Source organism: Pseudoalteromonas phenolica (assembly GCF_005876835.1).
Classification (GTDB): Bacteria; Pseudomonadota; Gammaproteobacteria; order Enterobacterales; family Alteromonadaceae; genus Pseudoalteromonas; species Pseudoalteromonas phenolica_B.
Window position 1 is genome coordinate 158394 of sequence record NZ_PPSW01000007.1, and the last position, 16652, is coordinate 175045.

Genomic DNA, 16652 nt, shown 5'->3' on the forward strand with positions numbered 1-16652 from the left:
CCAATTCAAAGTACCTGAATTCATTTAGCCAATGCGCTTCAAGCTAATTTAGTTCATGGATGGGTGACGAGTGAACGATGCGAAGCATCGCAGCGCGAGGAAGTGGAGATATGGATGCCTACAGCCTGATGCTTCAGAGAAGAATTTCGGAGCTATTTCAAATTGAATGACCCAGCCGCCCTTTGGTTGCCGTCGCCAACGTGACAAAGAGCAAGATTGAAGGCAAATTTCAATTGCCTCAACTTAAGTCAAAACAGCTCATTTCACCTTGCGCAAAAGTAACCTTGCTTCGCAACGTATATTTTGCACCTTATCCCTCACACGCAGCCAATAACTTCTCCACCAACTTTTTATCAGTCAACGACTCTGACAGAGCTACTGCGCCAATCATTGTTGCAGCTTCTTTTAGTGCTTCTGCTTCTGTCAGTCCTTGCGACTCAATATATTTCACAAACCCTGTGAATACCTTTTCGTAAGTTTCCCTGACTAAGGGTTCTCGCTGTCTGATGTCTGAAATCAACAAAGCTATCGGGCATTGCTGATTGTCTTTTAGAGTTGGGTCTTGCCCTTGCTGTAAGTAATTATGTTGCAAGCTTGCAAAACCTTGGTCGCAACCTTGAGTAATGTTCTCTCTAGCTTCAAATGCAGCAACCACCAGCGCTTGGTTATATAAGTCGGCTTTTGATTTAAAGTGCGCGTAAAATGCACCACGCGTCATGTTTGCTGATTTCATCACGTCATTGATCCCCACAGCATCAAAGCCCTTTGCAACAAAAAGCTTGGCGGCGCAGATCAGAATTTTCTCTTTGCTTTTAGTTTTGTGCGTAACATCCCAAGGCATGGCTATTCCTTAAAAATATGATCTTGAACATATTGTCGTTGCAAATAATATCGAGTGCAACCATTCAGAAAAGGAAAGTAAAAATGAACACACTCAAGATTGTAGGCCCTGATTTTTCAACATTTGTTCGCTCAATTGAGATGATCTGTAAATTAAAGTCATTACCCTATTCGTTGCAAAACCAGTGGCAAGGTGAAGATGTTACATTAGGCTCCGAGGGGCTATTAAAGCTTCACCCTTATGGCAAGGTGCCGGTATTAATTGATGATGATTTTATCTTGCCTGAATCTAATGCCATTGCTCGTTATCTAGATACACTTGCAGACCCAAGCGTGTTTGCAAGTGACCCAAAACAAGCTGCCTCAATAGATGCTTGGAGTAGCATGCTGTCGATTTATGGTTATCGTGATTTGATCTCTTTGTATGTTTTAACCCTTAAGTTTCCAGCAAATCAAGATGGAACACCTTGTTTAGAAGCCTTGGAAAAAGGAAAACAAGCAGCACATTCAACATTGAAAATATTGGCAGAAAAATATAACTCGCAAAGTAAAAAAACTAATTGGTTTTTAGGTGAGCACTTCACTTTAGTTGATGCGATCTTACTGCCTATGCTGGATTACATTCATGGCTTAGAGGGCGATTTAAATTTGCTAAACCAATACCCTGAACTTAAGCAGTATTATCAAGCTGCCTTTGAATATCCTCATTGCGCTGAAGTGTTGAGTTTTAATCGTTAGCAAATAGACGGGGGGAAGGTCTGCACAGTGCAATCTATTCTTAGAACCAACTGAGGCCCCTTTCCCCTTCCATCTCATCTGAAAATAATTCATGGATAAGTGACGAGTGAACGATGCGAAGCATCGCAGCGCGAGGAAGTGGAGGCATGGATGACGACAAGCTGATGCTTCAGGGAAGAATTTCGGAGCGATTTCAAATTGAATGACTCAACCGCCCTTTGGTTGCCGCCGCCATAAATGACGACCTACAAAACTATCAGACTCAAAATTTGCTAAACGAAGTACACAAACCAACAGACAACTCCCCTACCCCTTCTATATCGCCTGAAAGTAAGCAATTGATGAGTAATGTCAGCGCATGGCGGGATTTTTGTTCCAGACAAATCCCAAGTACCTAAATCCATTTAGGCAATGCGCTGCAAGGCTGATTTAGTACATGGGTGACGAGTGAACGATGCGAAGCATCGCAGCGCGAGGAAGTGGAGGCATGGATGACGACAAGCTGATGCTTCAGGGAAGAATTTTGAAGCTATTTCAAATTGAATGGCTCAGCCGCCCTTTGGTTGCCGTCGCCAACGCGACAAAAAGTTAAATTGAAGGCTAATTTAAAATGTTGCCATAAATGACGAGATGCAAATAAGTTTTGAGAGCAATGTTGTTGTACATCCATGTAGATTAAAAAACCCTCAGCATTTTTTAAGCTAACTTAACTCATCTTGCGCAAAAGTAACCTTGCTTCGCAACGTGTATTTTGCACGATTAGGCCTCACGCTCAACGCTAGTCTTGCTGCGCGCACTATAAAAGTAAGTTTTAGAGTCCCAGTTGATTTACATCCATGTAGCTACGCCCATCGGGTATCCATACCCTCACCTCCTCGCGCTGCGAAACTTCGTTTCGATACTTAATACGTATTGAGTTGTAATACTTCCATGTAGCTTGGGTCCGGTTCGGCCATCCTAGGCCTCACGCTCAACGCTAGTCTTGCTGCGCGCACTCGCAAGCCTCAAGACGCGTTTCGCCCTTGCGCGAAAATAACTTTGCTTCGTACACAACGACTATCACCTCAGCTTCAATTAAACTTGCTCATTTCACCTTGCGCAAAATAACCTTACTCCGTAAGGTATCTTTTGCACTTCTTAACAAAATATATACAAATGAATATTCTCATGATAGCCTGTCCCGGTTTTTATCTATTAATTTGTTAAAACACGGATAGGGGTTGAATGAAGGAAATCGAAAGAAAGCGCAGTGCAGAAAGCTTTAAGCTTCATGTGCAACGTTCACTACGACAAATGCGGCAAAGTAAAGGTATGTCACAAGCGCAATTGGCTAAAAAAATGATATCCAATGTTGATCAATCTACGATAAGCAATTGGGAGTCTGGCAAAAGTGAAATGACGATGACACAATTATTAGATGTGTTATTCATTTTCGGTGTCGATCTTGATTCTTATTTTTCGTTTTTAAGGAGAGATTAAATGGACGCATTATCAAACTATTTAGTTTATCTAGACTACCTACCAACATTTATTGCTTTTTTCGCCTTATTGGTATGTTGGCAAAATGTTGGAGCTAGGTGGTTTCTAATTTTATTTTTAACCGTTGGTATTATAGATAATTATACTGCTCAATATTCAATTAATTGGACTACTCATTTTTATGGGTGGACAATTTTAATGAATTTATTATTTTTTGTTCCATCTTTCTATCGGAAGACTTTTGCACTTCACATACATAGAGTCACTAATTTAAGTTTCTTTGAGAAAGCAGCAAGCTTAAAGTTTAGTCAACAGGAAGCTGCTATTTTACTTCTATGTTTCTTATCCATAGTTGCACATTTAATTTGCTACATAGAAATATTACTGTATAAGTATTACGTAATCGATACACCATACATCAAATTATATTTGCTGAAAAAGATACAGCTTGTATTACATATATTTTCTAGTCTCGCAGTGTTATCTTTTACATTTGATAAAAAAGGATCTAATTATGAAACAACTCGAGCTTAGTGATTTAGTATTAGTTTCAGGTGGAGCCCCCGGTGGTCCAATTTCTAATCCAGATCTGCCGCCACGCGCAGGTGAAACAGAAAAAAAATCTACCAACGCCGATGGTAGCTACCAACCAGCGACTTTACCTGTCGAACCTGACGAAGGTTAATTTAGTCTTCACTAATTAACTCAATCACCTAAATAAACCCTGATTTTCAGGGTTTATTTGTTTTATTCCTATCAAAAAGACCCTACACTAAATAACCCGTTCAGCTGACGTGCACCCTGCGCGATTAGAATGCCTGAGCAGACAAAAAATCTAACTATAAAAATAAAATGAAAATACATTGTTCAACAGCGATGTTTCAAGGAAGTAATATGGCTTTAAAAAGACTGTTATTGTTAAGCGCTTTTTTAGTTGGCTGCAATGGCAATAATGAGCAGGCAACACAACCTAATGAGCCTCTTGCAGCGCAAAAAAGCGCTGATACAGCTGTAACTGACAGCCACAAAGATTCTGCCAATACTGAATTACCAGCAGATATTATTACTCAGCCAGAGCCGCTTGAAGTTCCACCTCAAGTCACAACGTATACTCTAAAACGCGGCCAAACCATTACCCATGTTTTAAAAGAAGCCGGATTCAGCTTGTCGCAAATTTATGCGCTGGCTCGTGACATAAAGCCTCATTTTGATTTTAAGAAAATTAAATCTGGGACTCAGTTCGATGTTGTCACGCACATAGTCAATGCGTCTGTTGTGACCGCTGAAACAATGACTAATGCCGACATAAACAGCCACGACACCGAAGACACTGACACAGTAAAAGAACAAAAGCACCTTCGCTTTGCCACCAGCTATGGCGAATTAATTGAAGCCACATTAATTGATAACACTTGGCAGTTGTCGCCTATTTCAATAGAGGTGAGACAGCGTCGCTTCAGTAAATCATTTGAGATCAGTCAAAGTCTTTATAAAGCGGCAAGTCAGGCAGAGATCCCCGCCAATGTGATCAACAGTGCGATTTTAGCCATGTCTCATTTTGTCGACTTTCAACGTGAGATCAGAACTGGCGATAAGATCACATTAAACTTTAGCCAATCAACGGTGCAACAAGACGCGCATTTATTCGAAAAGTTTAGTGCCCCACAAAAACTCGTTGCCATAGAATTTGTGAACAACAAAGACGTTTATCAGCTCTACCAGTTTGAAGACGCCTATTACTTTGCAGATGGGAAACTGGCGCAAAACTTTTTAATGAAAACACCGCTCAATGGCGCACGACTCTCATCGTCTTTTGGTAAACGAAAACACCCTGTTTTAGGCTACACTCGCCAACACAAAGGTATTGATTTCAGTGCACCAACTGGTACGCCTATTATGGCGGCAGGTAAAGGCAAAGTACTCAAAGCCAATTACAGCAAAAGCTTCGGTTATCGTGTTTTATTAGAGCATCATGGCGGCTATCGCACCTTGTATGCGCATTTAAAAGGGTTCGCAAAAGGCATTAAAAAAGGCGCGAGTGTAAAACAAGGGCAAATCATTGGTTACTTAGGTAATACCGGTATGTCTACAGCCCGTCACTTGCACTATGAGGTGCATAAAAATGGCAGAGCAATCAACCCATTAACTATGAAGCAACCAAGTAATATTCAGTTGAAAGGCGATGATTTAGTGGCATTTAAAACGCATATTAAAGGGGTAAATCAAAGGTATGCCGCCATTAGTAAAAGCGATACGCACATTGCCGAGTAATCACACCATCTAACTCAATCATAAACGACGAGACTTTAGAAAATCGAGGGCAGAATAACCTGAGCCCTCGATATATAAATCACGCTCACACCATCTCCCTCCTCTGTGTTTTCACATACCCAGCTACTACAACACAACGAAAAGCAAATTGCTAAAAGCACATAAAAAAAACAAAAACCACAACCTTTTAACTACAAATTGTAAATCTAATGTTTACTTTTTATTCTTTTTATGGATTACTAATAGCTCAAAAATAAAACACTCTTTCAAGGACTGGCCAAAACTCATCTAATTTCTAGAGAGGTAAGCTATGTTAAAACCCCACCATTTTGGCACCTTGCTGATCGGCTTATGTTGCTTCATATCTGCGCAAGTTTACTCGGCTGCTTGTACTGGCAAGCTCTATGGTATTAATGCCGGTCGAGGAGAAGTCGGCTTAGTTTTTGATGTAAATGAGTACAGTGGTGACACATTTATTCATTCAAAAGCACTCTTTAGTTCTGCGGCATTGGCTTATGCCAGCGATTTAAATCGCTTGTACTATATCAGTGCGCCTCGAGCGCATGAGTATCAGCTTGATTTGTTTGGAGTTGATTTAAATAGCACAGAGTTGAAGTCACTGCCTATTTCGGCCAGTCGGCACAAATACACTCGGATTGCCTATGTAAATATGACAACCAAAACACATACTTCTCTTGCGAAAAGTAAACCTATGTACCGTTTAGCTTATAATGAGAATACTGGCTTGCTAGTCGGCTCTTACTTCAATAAGTTGTACAGCATAGATCCTCATACTGGCGCGACGACTTTACTTGGCACATTCTCAGGCTACACAGAAGACAGTGAAATGTGGCGAGGCGATCTGGCTTTTAATCAAGGGCAATTATATTTGGTTACCAACTCGGCCATTTTTACCGTTAACCTTGAGTCATTAACATTAAACAAGCTTTCATCTCACTCTATCCCAACTTTAACGGGAGCGGTGTTTAATGGCGCAGGTGCTTTGATTGTTAGCCGAGATAAAAGCAATGATTATGGCAGTCTAAATAAAACCGACCTCTACCAAGTTCAACCTTATACGGGAGAGGCATGTAAAATGGCGACGCTGCCTGCACAGCTAAATGATTTAGCCGTTGATAACACTGACAGTATAGGCTGCCCTGAAACACCATTATGCCAACCGCTCACACAACCTGAAATTTCTCTTTCTGCAATTACAGCTTCGGTGAATGAAGGTGGCACGTTAGAGTTTAAAATTACGCTTGATAGAGCAACAGGGCAAGACGTCAAAATTGATGTTTCAACGACCCCAATCACGACACCGAATAATGATTACACCTACCCAGATCAAACCATCACAATTGCAGCCGGTGAAACCAGTTATCGTATCCAGATCCCAACCATTGATAACTCGGTATACGAAGGAAATAAACAATTCACAGTACATGTTTCTGCTGCAGAGCATGCGACAGGGAGTGCACAGCAAATAGCAACCATTGTAGAAAATGACCCGAATACCGCTGAACAATTACAAAATGCCGCTAAAAATGGTCAAGTCAACTGGGAAGGCTCAGATGGTTGTTGTCACGGCCAGCGTATTAGAGGCATTAAAGGGTATTTTCCAAATGCGCCGGCAGGCACTGTTGTTAATTTTTATATCAGTAGCCAAAAGATAGCGACGAAAACACTGTCTGGCAGCTTTGCTTACGCTGGAGACAGTCAAAGTACTTGGTGGATGAACAATGGCACGGTGGCTTGGGCAACACTGACGTATAACGGCGTGACAGTAAACGTTCATACTGGTCATAAATCTCAAATTCACAATCATCACAATGTAAACTGCGCAAACGGTTGCTGGTAAAGCGACTCCCCCACAAGTAGTGCAAAAGCAAAATGGCTTCTGGAGAGAAGCCATTTTTTTGAGCCCCAAACCTCTCAATGCCAGTAAAGCGTGAGGTTACGACTCAGTATTTATATTTGGTCGTTTAAAAAACATGCTGAGTTTGGGCTGTTATCAACTACCTCAGGTCAGACTTCATGCTCTAAGCTAAAAAAATCTTTTAAAAATTGCAAAATGTGACCCTAACCGCGTGACTTCATCGCCAAAATATAACCGGAAGTTGACCTGCTAAGAGCAATAAAACACACAGTTGTAATGCCATAAAAATGAATACGCGGTCAATTCGCTGCCAGACGTTTTTAGCTGTACATTTATAGTTTAGCCACAATGTACCAAGTAAGCTAAATGGCAGTAAACCCGATAAAATTGCCAGTGATATCGACGCTGCTGTCACTTCTGAAAACATTAAAAAACTTTGTGTCGCGTATAATACCGCTGGCACAACAAAAAGAACTAAGTTTGCCACTATCGGGCTTAATGTTAACGCGCTTTGACGCCAAAATATCCACCTTACAAATCCTGCCAATAAAACATAAACCAGTCCAATTAAGCCTAACAGTAAACTTAACCAATAAAATGCAAGTTCAAGTATGCTGCCTTGCTGATACGTTTTATAACCATTGCTCAGCATCAAGTCACCTTGAGCATTTTGATAAAATACATGTGAAGGAGTGACTCGTTCATTGGCTTTGTATAAATTCTGACTCACAGCTTGCAGTGTTACATCGGCACTTTGTAAAGAACGTAAAGTCAGTTGAGACTGTGCTTGCGATACCCAAACAAAATGGAACACACGATCTACGAGCGAAAATTCTGCCATGCTGTTTGGGGCGAGAAAATACACACCACTTTTAGCAAGTGACGGGCTTGATAATGCAGCTGCCTTTATTTCTGGTTGAGCCTGAGGAGCAGAAGTTACCGATAAACTTTTTATAAATAGCTTATTTAAACGCTCAACATAAGGTGATTCATTATCGGTATTAACGGCAAAGAAAAAACCTTTCTTTTGCTTGGGGAACACACAAAAATTTGCGTTAAAACCAAAGGTAGAGCCTGGATGACATTCTGCAATAACGCCATGTCTATCTCGATTCGCTAACGCTAAACCATGACCTATTTTTAACCCTGCCTTGGCCGCTTCTGTATTTTCAGGGTATGACAGCGCTGAGAATAAATCTGCTCGAATAAATACTTGGTCATTTAATTTTCCCTCTCCCATGGTGAACATCATGAATTTCACCATATCAGCGGCGGTGGTTGTGAATTGCCCAGGCGCTCTCAAGAATATGGCTACCGCTGGTTGAGGCACGGCACTTTCGTGATAGCCCATGGCTAAACGTGGGTCGGCGTTTTCACCTTCTTGGCTCAAAAAATGAAAAGTACTGTCTAACATTCCCAATGGTTTTAGTAACGCTTGGTCAAGATAAGTTTCATACCTTTTTTTCGTCACCGTCTCAATAACCATTGCCAGCAGTTGGTAACCTATATTTGAATATAGATATTGACTGCCAGGCTGGGTGCGAATATTCAGTAATGTATTACGACTTTTGAACGCCTCAATTAATAGCGTATTGGGTGTGGGTGTAACGCTAAGCATCTGCCACATGCGAATATTTTCCAAACCCGCTGTGTGTGCTAATAAATGCTCCACTGTGATAGGTGTATTTTCTCGCCAAGGATTGTTGAACGCGAGCTCTGGTAATAAGTTAGCGATGGGCGTATGCAAAGACAACTCACCGGTTGTGATCAGGCGCAATACACCCATTGCCAAAACAGATTTTGACACCGATCCGACATGTACTTTTGTGGCATTGTGCATCGGTAATTGTTGCTTTAAATTAGCAAAACCAGCACTGCTATTTTTGATCTGTTGACCACCAACGGTTGCCCAACTAATGCCTGCTAACGACATGTCATCTAACACGGTTTGTATTTGCTGTTCTAGTGTTGTTTGCGTATTAGCAGCCGTTGAAAAACTCATTAATAACACCAAACAATTTATTACTAATAGCTTGAACATCTATCTCTCTAAAATATAGGTACTTTAATGAAGTAAATCGTATCGCAAACTATGTGAGGGAAATGTGAAAGTAAAACACGCGGCCATGGCCGCGTTGATTGATGTGGTAGACGAATGAGTTAACTTGGTTTACTCGTATCGCAATGCAGTTATAGGTCGCTCTTTTGCTGCAATAGCAGATAAAGAGCCAACAGTTACCCACGCAATCACAAAGGCCAAAGTCGTTGCTAGAGCAAATGGCAATATAGATAAATCAATACGATACACAAAACTGTTTAACCACTCTTGCATAATGAAGTAGGCAGCAGGCCATGCAATGATGTTGGCAATCAACACCTGCTTTGAGAACTCTTTATTAATTAAGATAACAATATCTAGCACAGAGGCACCTAGCACCTTACGAATACCAATCTCTTTGGTACGGCGTTGTGTGGTGAATGATGCCAGTCCAAATAACCCTAAACATGCAATGAAAATAGCCAGTAATGAGAACAAGTTAAATACAATGAACTCTCTGTCTTCTTGCTGATACATCTGGTTGAATCTATCGTCTAGATAATCCAGTGCAATCGGTTGTTCTGGTACAAATTTGCTCCAGGTTTGCTCAATGTAGTCGCGTACTTGTGCGGTGTCGCCTGTGTACTTAATCGACATGCTGTAACCATTGTTATGGTTAAGCAAATGATAGGTCGGCGCCACTTCTGTTTTTAAAGACGAGAAATAATAGTCTTCTGTTACACCTACAATGGTCGCGGTGCCTTCAGAGGTACGAGTGAATAATACTTTAAACTGCTTACCTACCGCTTCTTCAGGGGTATAACCCAATGTTTTAGCGGCTACGCTATTAATAACAACACTAAACTCTGGGTTTGGATTTTCTTCTGAAGGTCGAGAAATCGCATCTGCAGTAAAATCACGGCTGAAACCTCGGCCACTCAGCAGCTTAATATTGTAAGACGAGAAATAGTCTTCATCGACTGACAGCACAGGCATAAGCTGCATTTCGTTTGTTGCTGGGTGAATTAAGCCCATAGCATCTGTTAAAGCTCCCGTCGGAAAACGTGATGTTTTGGTTACGCTACTAATATTTGGGTTCGCCAATAGTTGCGTTTTAATGGCATCGCGCTGTGGGCTGGCTTCAGTGGTATATAAACCACGTAGTACAAAGGTATTCGACTTGTCATAACCTAGGTCGATGTTGCGCGCATAGCTTAACTGCAAGCTCGCCACTACGGTTGCCACTATTAAGATAATTGCCACACTGAACTGAAAAACTACAAGACCTTTACGCAGTAACGCCCCCGCTTTACCTTGCGTCACTTCACCTTTCAGCACTTTAGCAGGTTTAAAAGCGCTTAAGTAAAACGCCGGATACGCACCTGAGATCAACCCGACAAATAAACCCAGAGATAACAAGATAGCCAATGTGCCTAAATCGAAGTAGTTAAATGCCAGCTCTTTGCCAATAAAATCAGCGAAGATAGGCAAGGTCGCCTCAACCAGTGCAATTGCGATGAATAAAGCAATGTAGCAAAGCATAATAGCTTCAACCATAAACTGAGTAACTAAGCTGTGCTTCTTCGCACCAAGGGTTTTACGTACCCCGACTTCTTTTGCGCGTTTAGTCGCCGTTGCGGTAGACAGGTTCATAAAGTTCACACACGCAATCAGTAAGATAAGCGCGGCAATAATACTGAATGAATAGACGATATTGATGTCGCCATTTTCTTTCATTTCACCATAGAAGTTAGAGTTGAGATAAATATCAGTGATGTTAATCAGCGTATAATTCAGTGCATCACTCACCCCTTCGCCAACATGGTTTTCCAAGAAGTCAGGAAAGCCTGCTTCAAGGGCTTTGATATCTGTATTCGACGCAAGCTGAAAATAAGTCAGATAGTTAAAGCTTGGGTTTTGATCCCAATTTGGGTTTTGTAAAAACTCAGGGGCAGTACCCATACTAATTAGCGCTGAAATATCTAAGTGAGTACGTGTTGGTAAGTCTTTAATTACTCCTGTGACTTTTAAACTAATGCGATTCGCCAGCACTAGCGTTTCGCCCATCACATTAGTGCTTGAGAAGTAACGCTGTGCCGCAGATTCTGTCAGCACCACAGAGTTGGGTGCAACAAGGGCTGTTTGTGCATTGCCTTGTAACATTTCTAAAGAGAAAAACTCAATCGCATTGGCATCGGCTAGATTAATGCCATCATCACTGAAATGTGTATTGCCAAACCCTAAAGTTGCACCGATTTCACGTAGTCGCGTTGCTTCTTGGATCTCATCAAAGTTTGTCGAAAAACGCTCTGCGTTATACACCGAGCCTTGTGCAAAGTGCTGCGCAGGCGAGCCTGGCACTGTCATCTTTAATGACGTACGGTAAATGTTTTCGTGGCCTTTAATGTGTTTATCGTAACCTAACTCAGATTCAACAAATATTGCCATGCTGATACAAATCGCCAAGCCAATGGCTAAGCCAAGAATATTAATGCCTGAGTAAAGTTTTTGTTTTAACAGATTGCGATAGGCAATGTTCAAATAGTTATTAAGCACAACGCACCTCCTGCATATTTTGTGACACGATATGACCGTCTAATACATTGATCACGCGGTGTGCGTAATTGGCATGGTGATCTGAGTGGGTAACCATTACTATAGTTACGCCTTCACGATTTAATTGCGCAAGTAACTTCATGACCTCTTCACCGTTTTTAGAGTCCAAGTTACCTGTTGGCTCATCGGCCAATAGCATTTTTGGTTCGGCAACAATAGCGCGGCCAACTGCGACCCTTTGCTGCTGACCACCCGAAAGTTGCTGCGGATAGTGATCTTTACGGTGCGAAATGTCGACCTTTTCTAAAATCGCCAATACGCGCTGCTCACGCTCTTTTTTCGCTATGCCTTGGTAAACCAATGGCAGCTCAACGTTTTCAAAAACAGTTAATTCATCAATTAAGTTAAAGCTTTGGAAGATAAAGCCAATGTTATCTTTTCGAATGTCGGCCAGCTTATTTTCGGTGAAGCCACTGATGTCTTTACCATCGAAAATGTATTCACCTTGATCGATGTGATCTAGCATGCCGACGATATTCAGTAGCGTTGATTTACCCGAGCCAGACTGACCCATAATGGCTACAAACTCACCACGCTCTACATGAAGCGAGACGCTATCAAGTGCATGTGTTTCGACTGATTCTGTGCGGAATATTTTGCTAATGTTAGTTAAGTTGATCATCTGTTTAGTCCTAATTCTTTTTAATTTTTAAATCTTTCTAATTGTTCATTGATGACGCACGTTTACTGCGTCAGCTTTAAAGTCTGCATGTCGATAAAAGTGCTATAGCTTGAGGTGATAACTCTGTCGCCCTCGTTTAATCCCTCTAACACTTCAATGAATTTGTTATTGCGCTGGCCAAGGCGAACTTGTTTGCGAACTGCAACATCGCTGCCTTGCTCGACTACAAACACCCACTTACCTGCGGTATCGAGAAAGAAGCCGCCATTTGGGATCATCTTGGCTGGTTTTGCATCGGCAAGTAGCAATTCCATTTGTAACGTTTGGCCGCGACGAATACGTTCAGGTAAGGCATCGTTAAAGGTTAAATCGACTTCAAAACGGCCATTGCTTACCTCGGCATACACTTTTGCCAGTGTCAGTGTGTAATCTTGACCTTGGTGGGTGATTTTTGCGGTTTGACCAGCAAATACACGGCCCAGATAAAACTCATCAATTAACGCGCTGACCTTGTACTCACCGACAATATCAACCTGACCTAAGCGTGAACCACGCGACTTTGACTCACCCAGCTCTGCATTGAATGCGGTTAGCTGACCATCAATCGGTGCTTTGATCACTAGGTTTTCAAGGTTCTTACGGGCGAAGCTTAAGTTCTTATTAAGCTGTGCAACACTGTCTTCAAGCTGAGCAATTTGGGCGGTACGAATAAGCTCATCTTGCTCTTGTTGTTCAATAACCAAAGTGCGGCGGTCTTTTAAATATTGTGTGCGCTCGATCACTGCTTTTAATTCGTCTTGCGATACTAGGTTGTTCGCCACCAGCTTTTTATGCTGAGCTAGTTTGCGTTCACTCTGTTTAATCTCGAAATCCAGCTCTAATAAGTTGCGCTTTAGGTTTAAGCGGTTTTGGTCGATGGCTAAACGGGTATTGTGTAGGTTATTTAACTGCTCAGAAATTTGCGCCTCACGAGAGATAACATCAAGCTGCAAGCCTGTGTTACTCAAAGCTAAAATCTTATCGCCCTTTTTAACCATCGCGCCTTCTTCTACAAAGCGCTGCTCTACACGGCCACCCTCAATGGCATCTAAATACACTGATTTACTCGGGGTAATGTTGCCGCGTAGTGGGATCATATCGGTGAATTCACCACGAGTGACTGTGCTTACCTTTATTTTGTCCATTTCTAGGTTATAACGACTGCCACTGCTATTCGCGGTATTGCTTATTAAAAAATACGCGATGGCAATTGCTGGGGCTGCCAACCACCATGCTTTAAATGTGCGTTTTTTGCTGATCACTTTATCCATTTCTAACATCCTAATCGTTTAGATTTGTTATATATAAGACAATTACTGTGCCAAAAACAAAAACACATATATAACAATAACTTATAATTTCAAGTACGATTTAGCACAGATAAAAGTGTAAAACTTTAAAACACTTGGTGTACGATATCGTACACTTTGAAAGTAAGGAAATGCGCCATGGCTGTAATTGATAAGTCGATTCTGGTGGTTGATGACAACGCCGAGATCTTAATTGCCACTAAGATGTTATTAAAACAACACTACAAGCGTGTTGTCACGCTAGATAACCCGCACAACATCAGTGACGCCATGGAGAAAGCGTCTTTTTCTCTTATCTTACTCGATATGAATTTCACCCGAGAATCGACCTCAGGAGCCGAGGGCTTTTACTGGTTAAAGCAAATCAAAGCCATCGACGAAGACGCCGTTGTGGTGCTATTTACCGCTTTTGGCGATATGTCGATGGCAGTGGATGCCATCAAACAAGGGGCCAGTGATTTTGTGCTAAAGCCTTGGCAAAACGAAAAGCTACTGGCAACCGTGGCGAACTGTATTGACTTAAGCGCACAGCGCCAAAAAAGCAAAAAGCTGAACCAAATCGCGGCACTGTCTTTGGCAGATCAAAATCGTCCATTTGAGAACCTCATTGCTAACAGCCCAGCCATGGAGCAAGTGTTCACAACCCTCGAAAAAGCCGCAAAAACCGATGCCAATGTACTGATTTTAGGTGAGAGTGGCACAGGTAAAGAAGTTATCGCCCGCGAGTTTCATAAACAATCATTGCGTGCTAACGATACTTTTTTATCGGTTGATATGGGCACCATTGCCAGCTCATTATTTGAAAGTGAGCTATTTGGTCATGCCAAAGGCGCATTCACCGATGCCAAAGAAAACAAACAAGGTCGCTTTGAGTTAGCCGACACCGGCACCCTCTTTTTAGATGAAATCGGGAATATTCCGCTCGAATTACAAGGCAAGCTGTTAACTGCCATTCAAAACCGTGTGATCACTCCAGTTGGCGGCAGCAAAGAAATCTCGGTCGATATTCGTTTGATCACAGCGACCAACATGAATTTATACGACATGGTGCGTGAAGGCTCGTTCAGACAAGACTTGTTGTATCGCATCAATACCGTCGAGATCACACTGCCGGCACTGCGCGATAGACCGCAAGATATTCCCTTGCTGATAGAGTTTTATGCTGACCTTTACTGCAAAAAATACAAACTAGATCATAAAACGGTGAGCGATAAAACCATGGCGCAGTTACTTGCCTATGATTGGCCGGGCAATATTCGTGAGCTACAGCACTTAGTTGAGCGCTCAGTAATTTTGTCAGACGGTGAACAACTGCAATTTCAGCTCATGCCTAACCAAGAGACGCAAAGCGGTGCTGCGCAGCTCGACACCTATAATCTTGCTGACATTGAACAAATGACCATAGAGCGTGCTATTGCTGACTTTAAAGGCAACATCAGCCATGCAGCTAAAGCACTCGGTATCACCCGTGCGTCGTTATATCGCAAAATGGAGAAGTACGGTGTTTAATAAAAACAGCGCGGCGGTGTTAGGTTACTTTGTCTCGGCGGTTGGTTTTGCTTGTATTGGACTCTATGGTTTTACATTCAGTCATGCCACCTTGCTCAGCATTTTGGCTTTATTTGGCTCTGCCCTATTTGCAGCCCTAACACTCAAACTTTTTGCCAAACAGCAACAGCAGTTCAACGAAGTCATCAACGCACTGAAATATCAAGACTGTAGTTTTCGCCTCAGTGAAACCCACACCCTAGGTGCTAAAGAGCAGCAAATCTGCAATGACTTGATCAAAAAAGTACAAGACGATAAATTCAAGCAAGCAGAGCAAGTCGCTATTTTTGAGACCATGTTACAACACATTGATGCTGGGGTGATCCTCATCAAAAATCAGCAAGACGTAGTAGTGTGTAACAATACCGCTAAGCGAAGCCTAGACATTCGAACGTTTAGCGATGCGAAAGAACTCCTAAGCGCAAAGCCTATTCTTGAACAAACCAAACAAGGTGCCAGTGTCGAAGACGACATGTTGTTTAAATATTTCGCCTTTAATTATCATAACAATCGCTACGAGCTTTGGCTGTTTACTGCCATTTCAGAGCAAATAGAAAGTACGCAAATGGATTCCTGGCAAAAGCTTATTCGTGTATTAATTCACGAAATTGGTAACTCTGTCGCCCCAATTTATTCGCTCTCAAACACCCTAGCCACCATCACAGAGCAACAACTTGCAAACCATATAGATGACCAAGATTTAGTCGACGATTACCTGCAAAGCCTGAACGCCATTGGCATTCGCAGCCAGTCTTTGCTTGGTTTTATTGAAGACTACCGTAAGCTCACGCATATTCCTCATTTAGAGTTGCAACCGATTTCAGTGCAAAACCTGTTTGATGATTTACAACCACTAGTGAAACCACAATTTGATGAGGCTAATATCGCTTTAACGATTTCGATTGAGCCCGAAAACTTAACTGTCTCAGGCGATAAAAAGATGCTTGAACAGGTGCTGGTTAACTTAATCACCAATGCTCTAGATGCCTTAAAATTGAGTCAAAAAAATGAGAAAGCAGTGAATATCACTGCGAGTATTAACCGTTATGGAAAATGCGAAATTGCCATACGAGACAGCGGCGATGGCATCGAACCGAGTGCACTTGAGAAGATTTTCGTGCCTTTCTTTACCACTAAACCTAAAGGCTCAGGTATAGGCTTAGCGCTTAGTCAGCAAATTATTCATCGCCATAAAGGGCGTATAAAAGTGGCCTCTGAGGTAGGCGAAGGGGCAAGATTTACACTGGTTTTATAATAGCTTCTAAGCGGAAT

At 41.9% G+C, this 16652-nt stretch carries 13 protein-coding genes; 8 read left to right on the plus strand and 5 right to left on the minus strand.

Features of this window, described 5'->3' with window-relative positions; all coding sequences use genetic code 11:
* Window positions 1–310: 310 nt before the first annotated feature.
* Window positions 311–841 (minus strand): TetR/AcrR family transcriptional regulator, encoded by a 531-nt coding sequence (locus C1E24_RS04510; RefSeq protein ID WP_138479148.1) that lies wholly within the window; start codon window positions 839–841, stop codon window positions 311–313.
* 83 nt (window positions 842–924) lie between these two features.
* On the opposite strand from C1E24_RS04510, the gene C1E24_RS04515 reads away from it, so the two are divergent.
* The 6 genes from C1E24_RS04515 (at window position 925) to C1E24_RS04535 (ending at window position 7189) form a co-directional block, all read left to right on the plus strand.
* Window positions 925–1578: a glutathione S-transferase family protein gene (locus C1E24_RS04515; RefSeq protein WP_171040777.1), complete on the plus strand. Its 654-nt coding sequence runs from the start codon at window positions 925–927 to the stop codon at window positions 1576–1578.
* 1224 nt (window positions 1579–2802) lie between these two features.
* Window positions 2803–3057, plus strand: coding sequence for a helix-turn-helix transcriptional regulator (locus C1E24_RS04520; RefSeq protein ID WP_138479151.1), 255 nt, complete (start codon window positions 2803–2805; stop codon window positions 3055–3057).
* Window positions 3058–3591, plus strand: a complete 534-nt coding sequence (locus C1E24_RS04525) for a hypothetical protein (RefSeq protein WP_138479153.1) — start codon at window positions 3058–3060, stop codon at window positions 3589–3591.
* Window positions 3572–3742, plus strand: a complete 171-nt coding sequence (locus C1E24_RS20900; protein WP_171040779.1) for a hypothetical protein — start codon at window positions 3572–3574, stop codon at window positions 3740–3742. The genes C1E24_RS04525 and C1E24_RS20900 overlap by 20 nt, the downstream gene beginning before the upstream one ends.
* Window positions 3743–3951: 209 nt before the next feature.
* Window positions 3952–5328: a M23 family metallopeptidase gene (locus C1E24_RS04530; RefSeq protein ID WP_240721940.1), complete on the plus strand. Its 1377-nt coding sequence runs from the start codon at window positions 3952–3954 to the stop codon at window positions 5326–5328.
* Window positions 5329–5638: 310 nt separating this feature from the next.
* Window positions 5639–7189: a Calx-beta domain-containing protein gene (locus C1E24_RS04535; protein WP_138479154.1), complete on the plus strand. Its 1551-nt coding sequence runs from the start codon at window positions 5639–5641 to the stop codon at window positions 7187–7189.
* A gap of 235 nt (window positions 7190–7424) precedes the next feature.
* Here the strand turns inward: C1E24_RS04535 and C1E24_RS04540 are convergent, their stop codons facing one another.
* The 4 genes from C1E24_RS04540 to C1E24_RS04555 form a co-directional block, all read right to left on the minus strand.
* Window positions 7425–9209, minus strand: coding sequence for a serine hydrolase domain-containing protein (locus C1E24_RS04540; RefSeq protein WP_240721941.1), 1785 nt, complete (start codon window positions 9207–9209; stop codon window positions 7425–7427).
* A gap of 168 nt (window positions 9210–9377) precedes the next feature.
* On the minus strand, window positions 9378–11801 hold the full coding sequence (locus C1E24_RS04545; RefSeq protein ID WP_138479158.1) for an ABC transporter permease: 2424 nt from the start codon (window positions 11799–11801) through the stop codon (window positions 9378–9380).
* Window positions 11794–12483 carry an ABC transporter ATP-binding protein gene (locus C1E24_RS04550; RefSeq protein WP_138479160.1) on the minus strand — a complete coding sequence of 230 codons (690 nt, stop codon included), beginning with the start codon at window positions 12481–12483 and terminating at the stop codon, window positions 11794–11796. Before C1E24_RS04550 ends, C1E24_RS04545 begins: the two co-directional genes overlap by 8 nt.
* Before the next feature lie 62 nt (window positions 12484–12545).
* Entirely contained in the window at window positions 12546–13793 is a 1248-nt protein-coding gene (locus C1E24_RS04555) for an efflux RND transporter periplasmic adaptor subunit (protein ID WP_138479162.1), read from the minus strand.
* A gap of 177 nt (window positions 13794–13970) precedes the next feature.
* On the opposite strand from C1E24_RS04555, the gene C1E24_RS04560 reads away from it, so the two are divergent.
* Both C1E24_RS04560 and C1E24_RS04565 read left to right on the plus strand, forming a co-directional pair.
* On the plus strand, window positions 13971–15341 hold the full coding sequence (locus tag C1E24_RS04560) for a sigma-54-dependent transcriptional regulator (RefSeq protein ID WP_138479164.1): 1371 nt from the start codon (window positions 13971–13973) through the stop codon (window positions 15339–15341).
* Window positions 15247–16635, plus strand: a complete 1389-nt coding sequence (locus tag C1E24_RS04565) for a sensor histidine kinase (protein ID WP_240721942.1) — start codon at window positions 15247–15249, stop codon at window positions 16633–16635. The genes C1E24_RS04560 and C1E24_RS04565 overlap by 95 nt, the downstream gene beginning before the upstream one ends.
* Window positions 16636–16652: the final 17 nt, after the last annotated feature.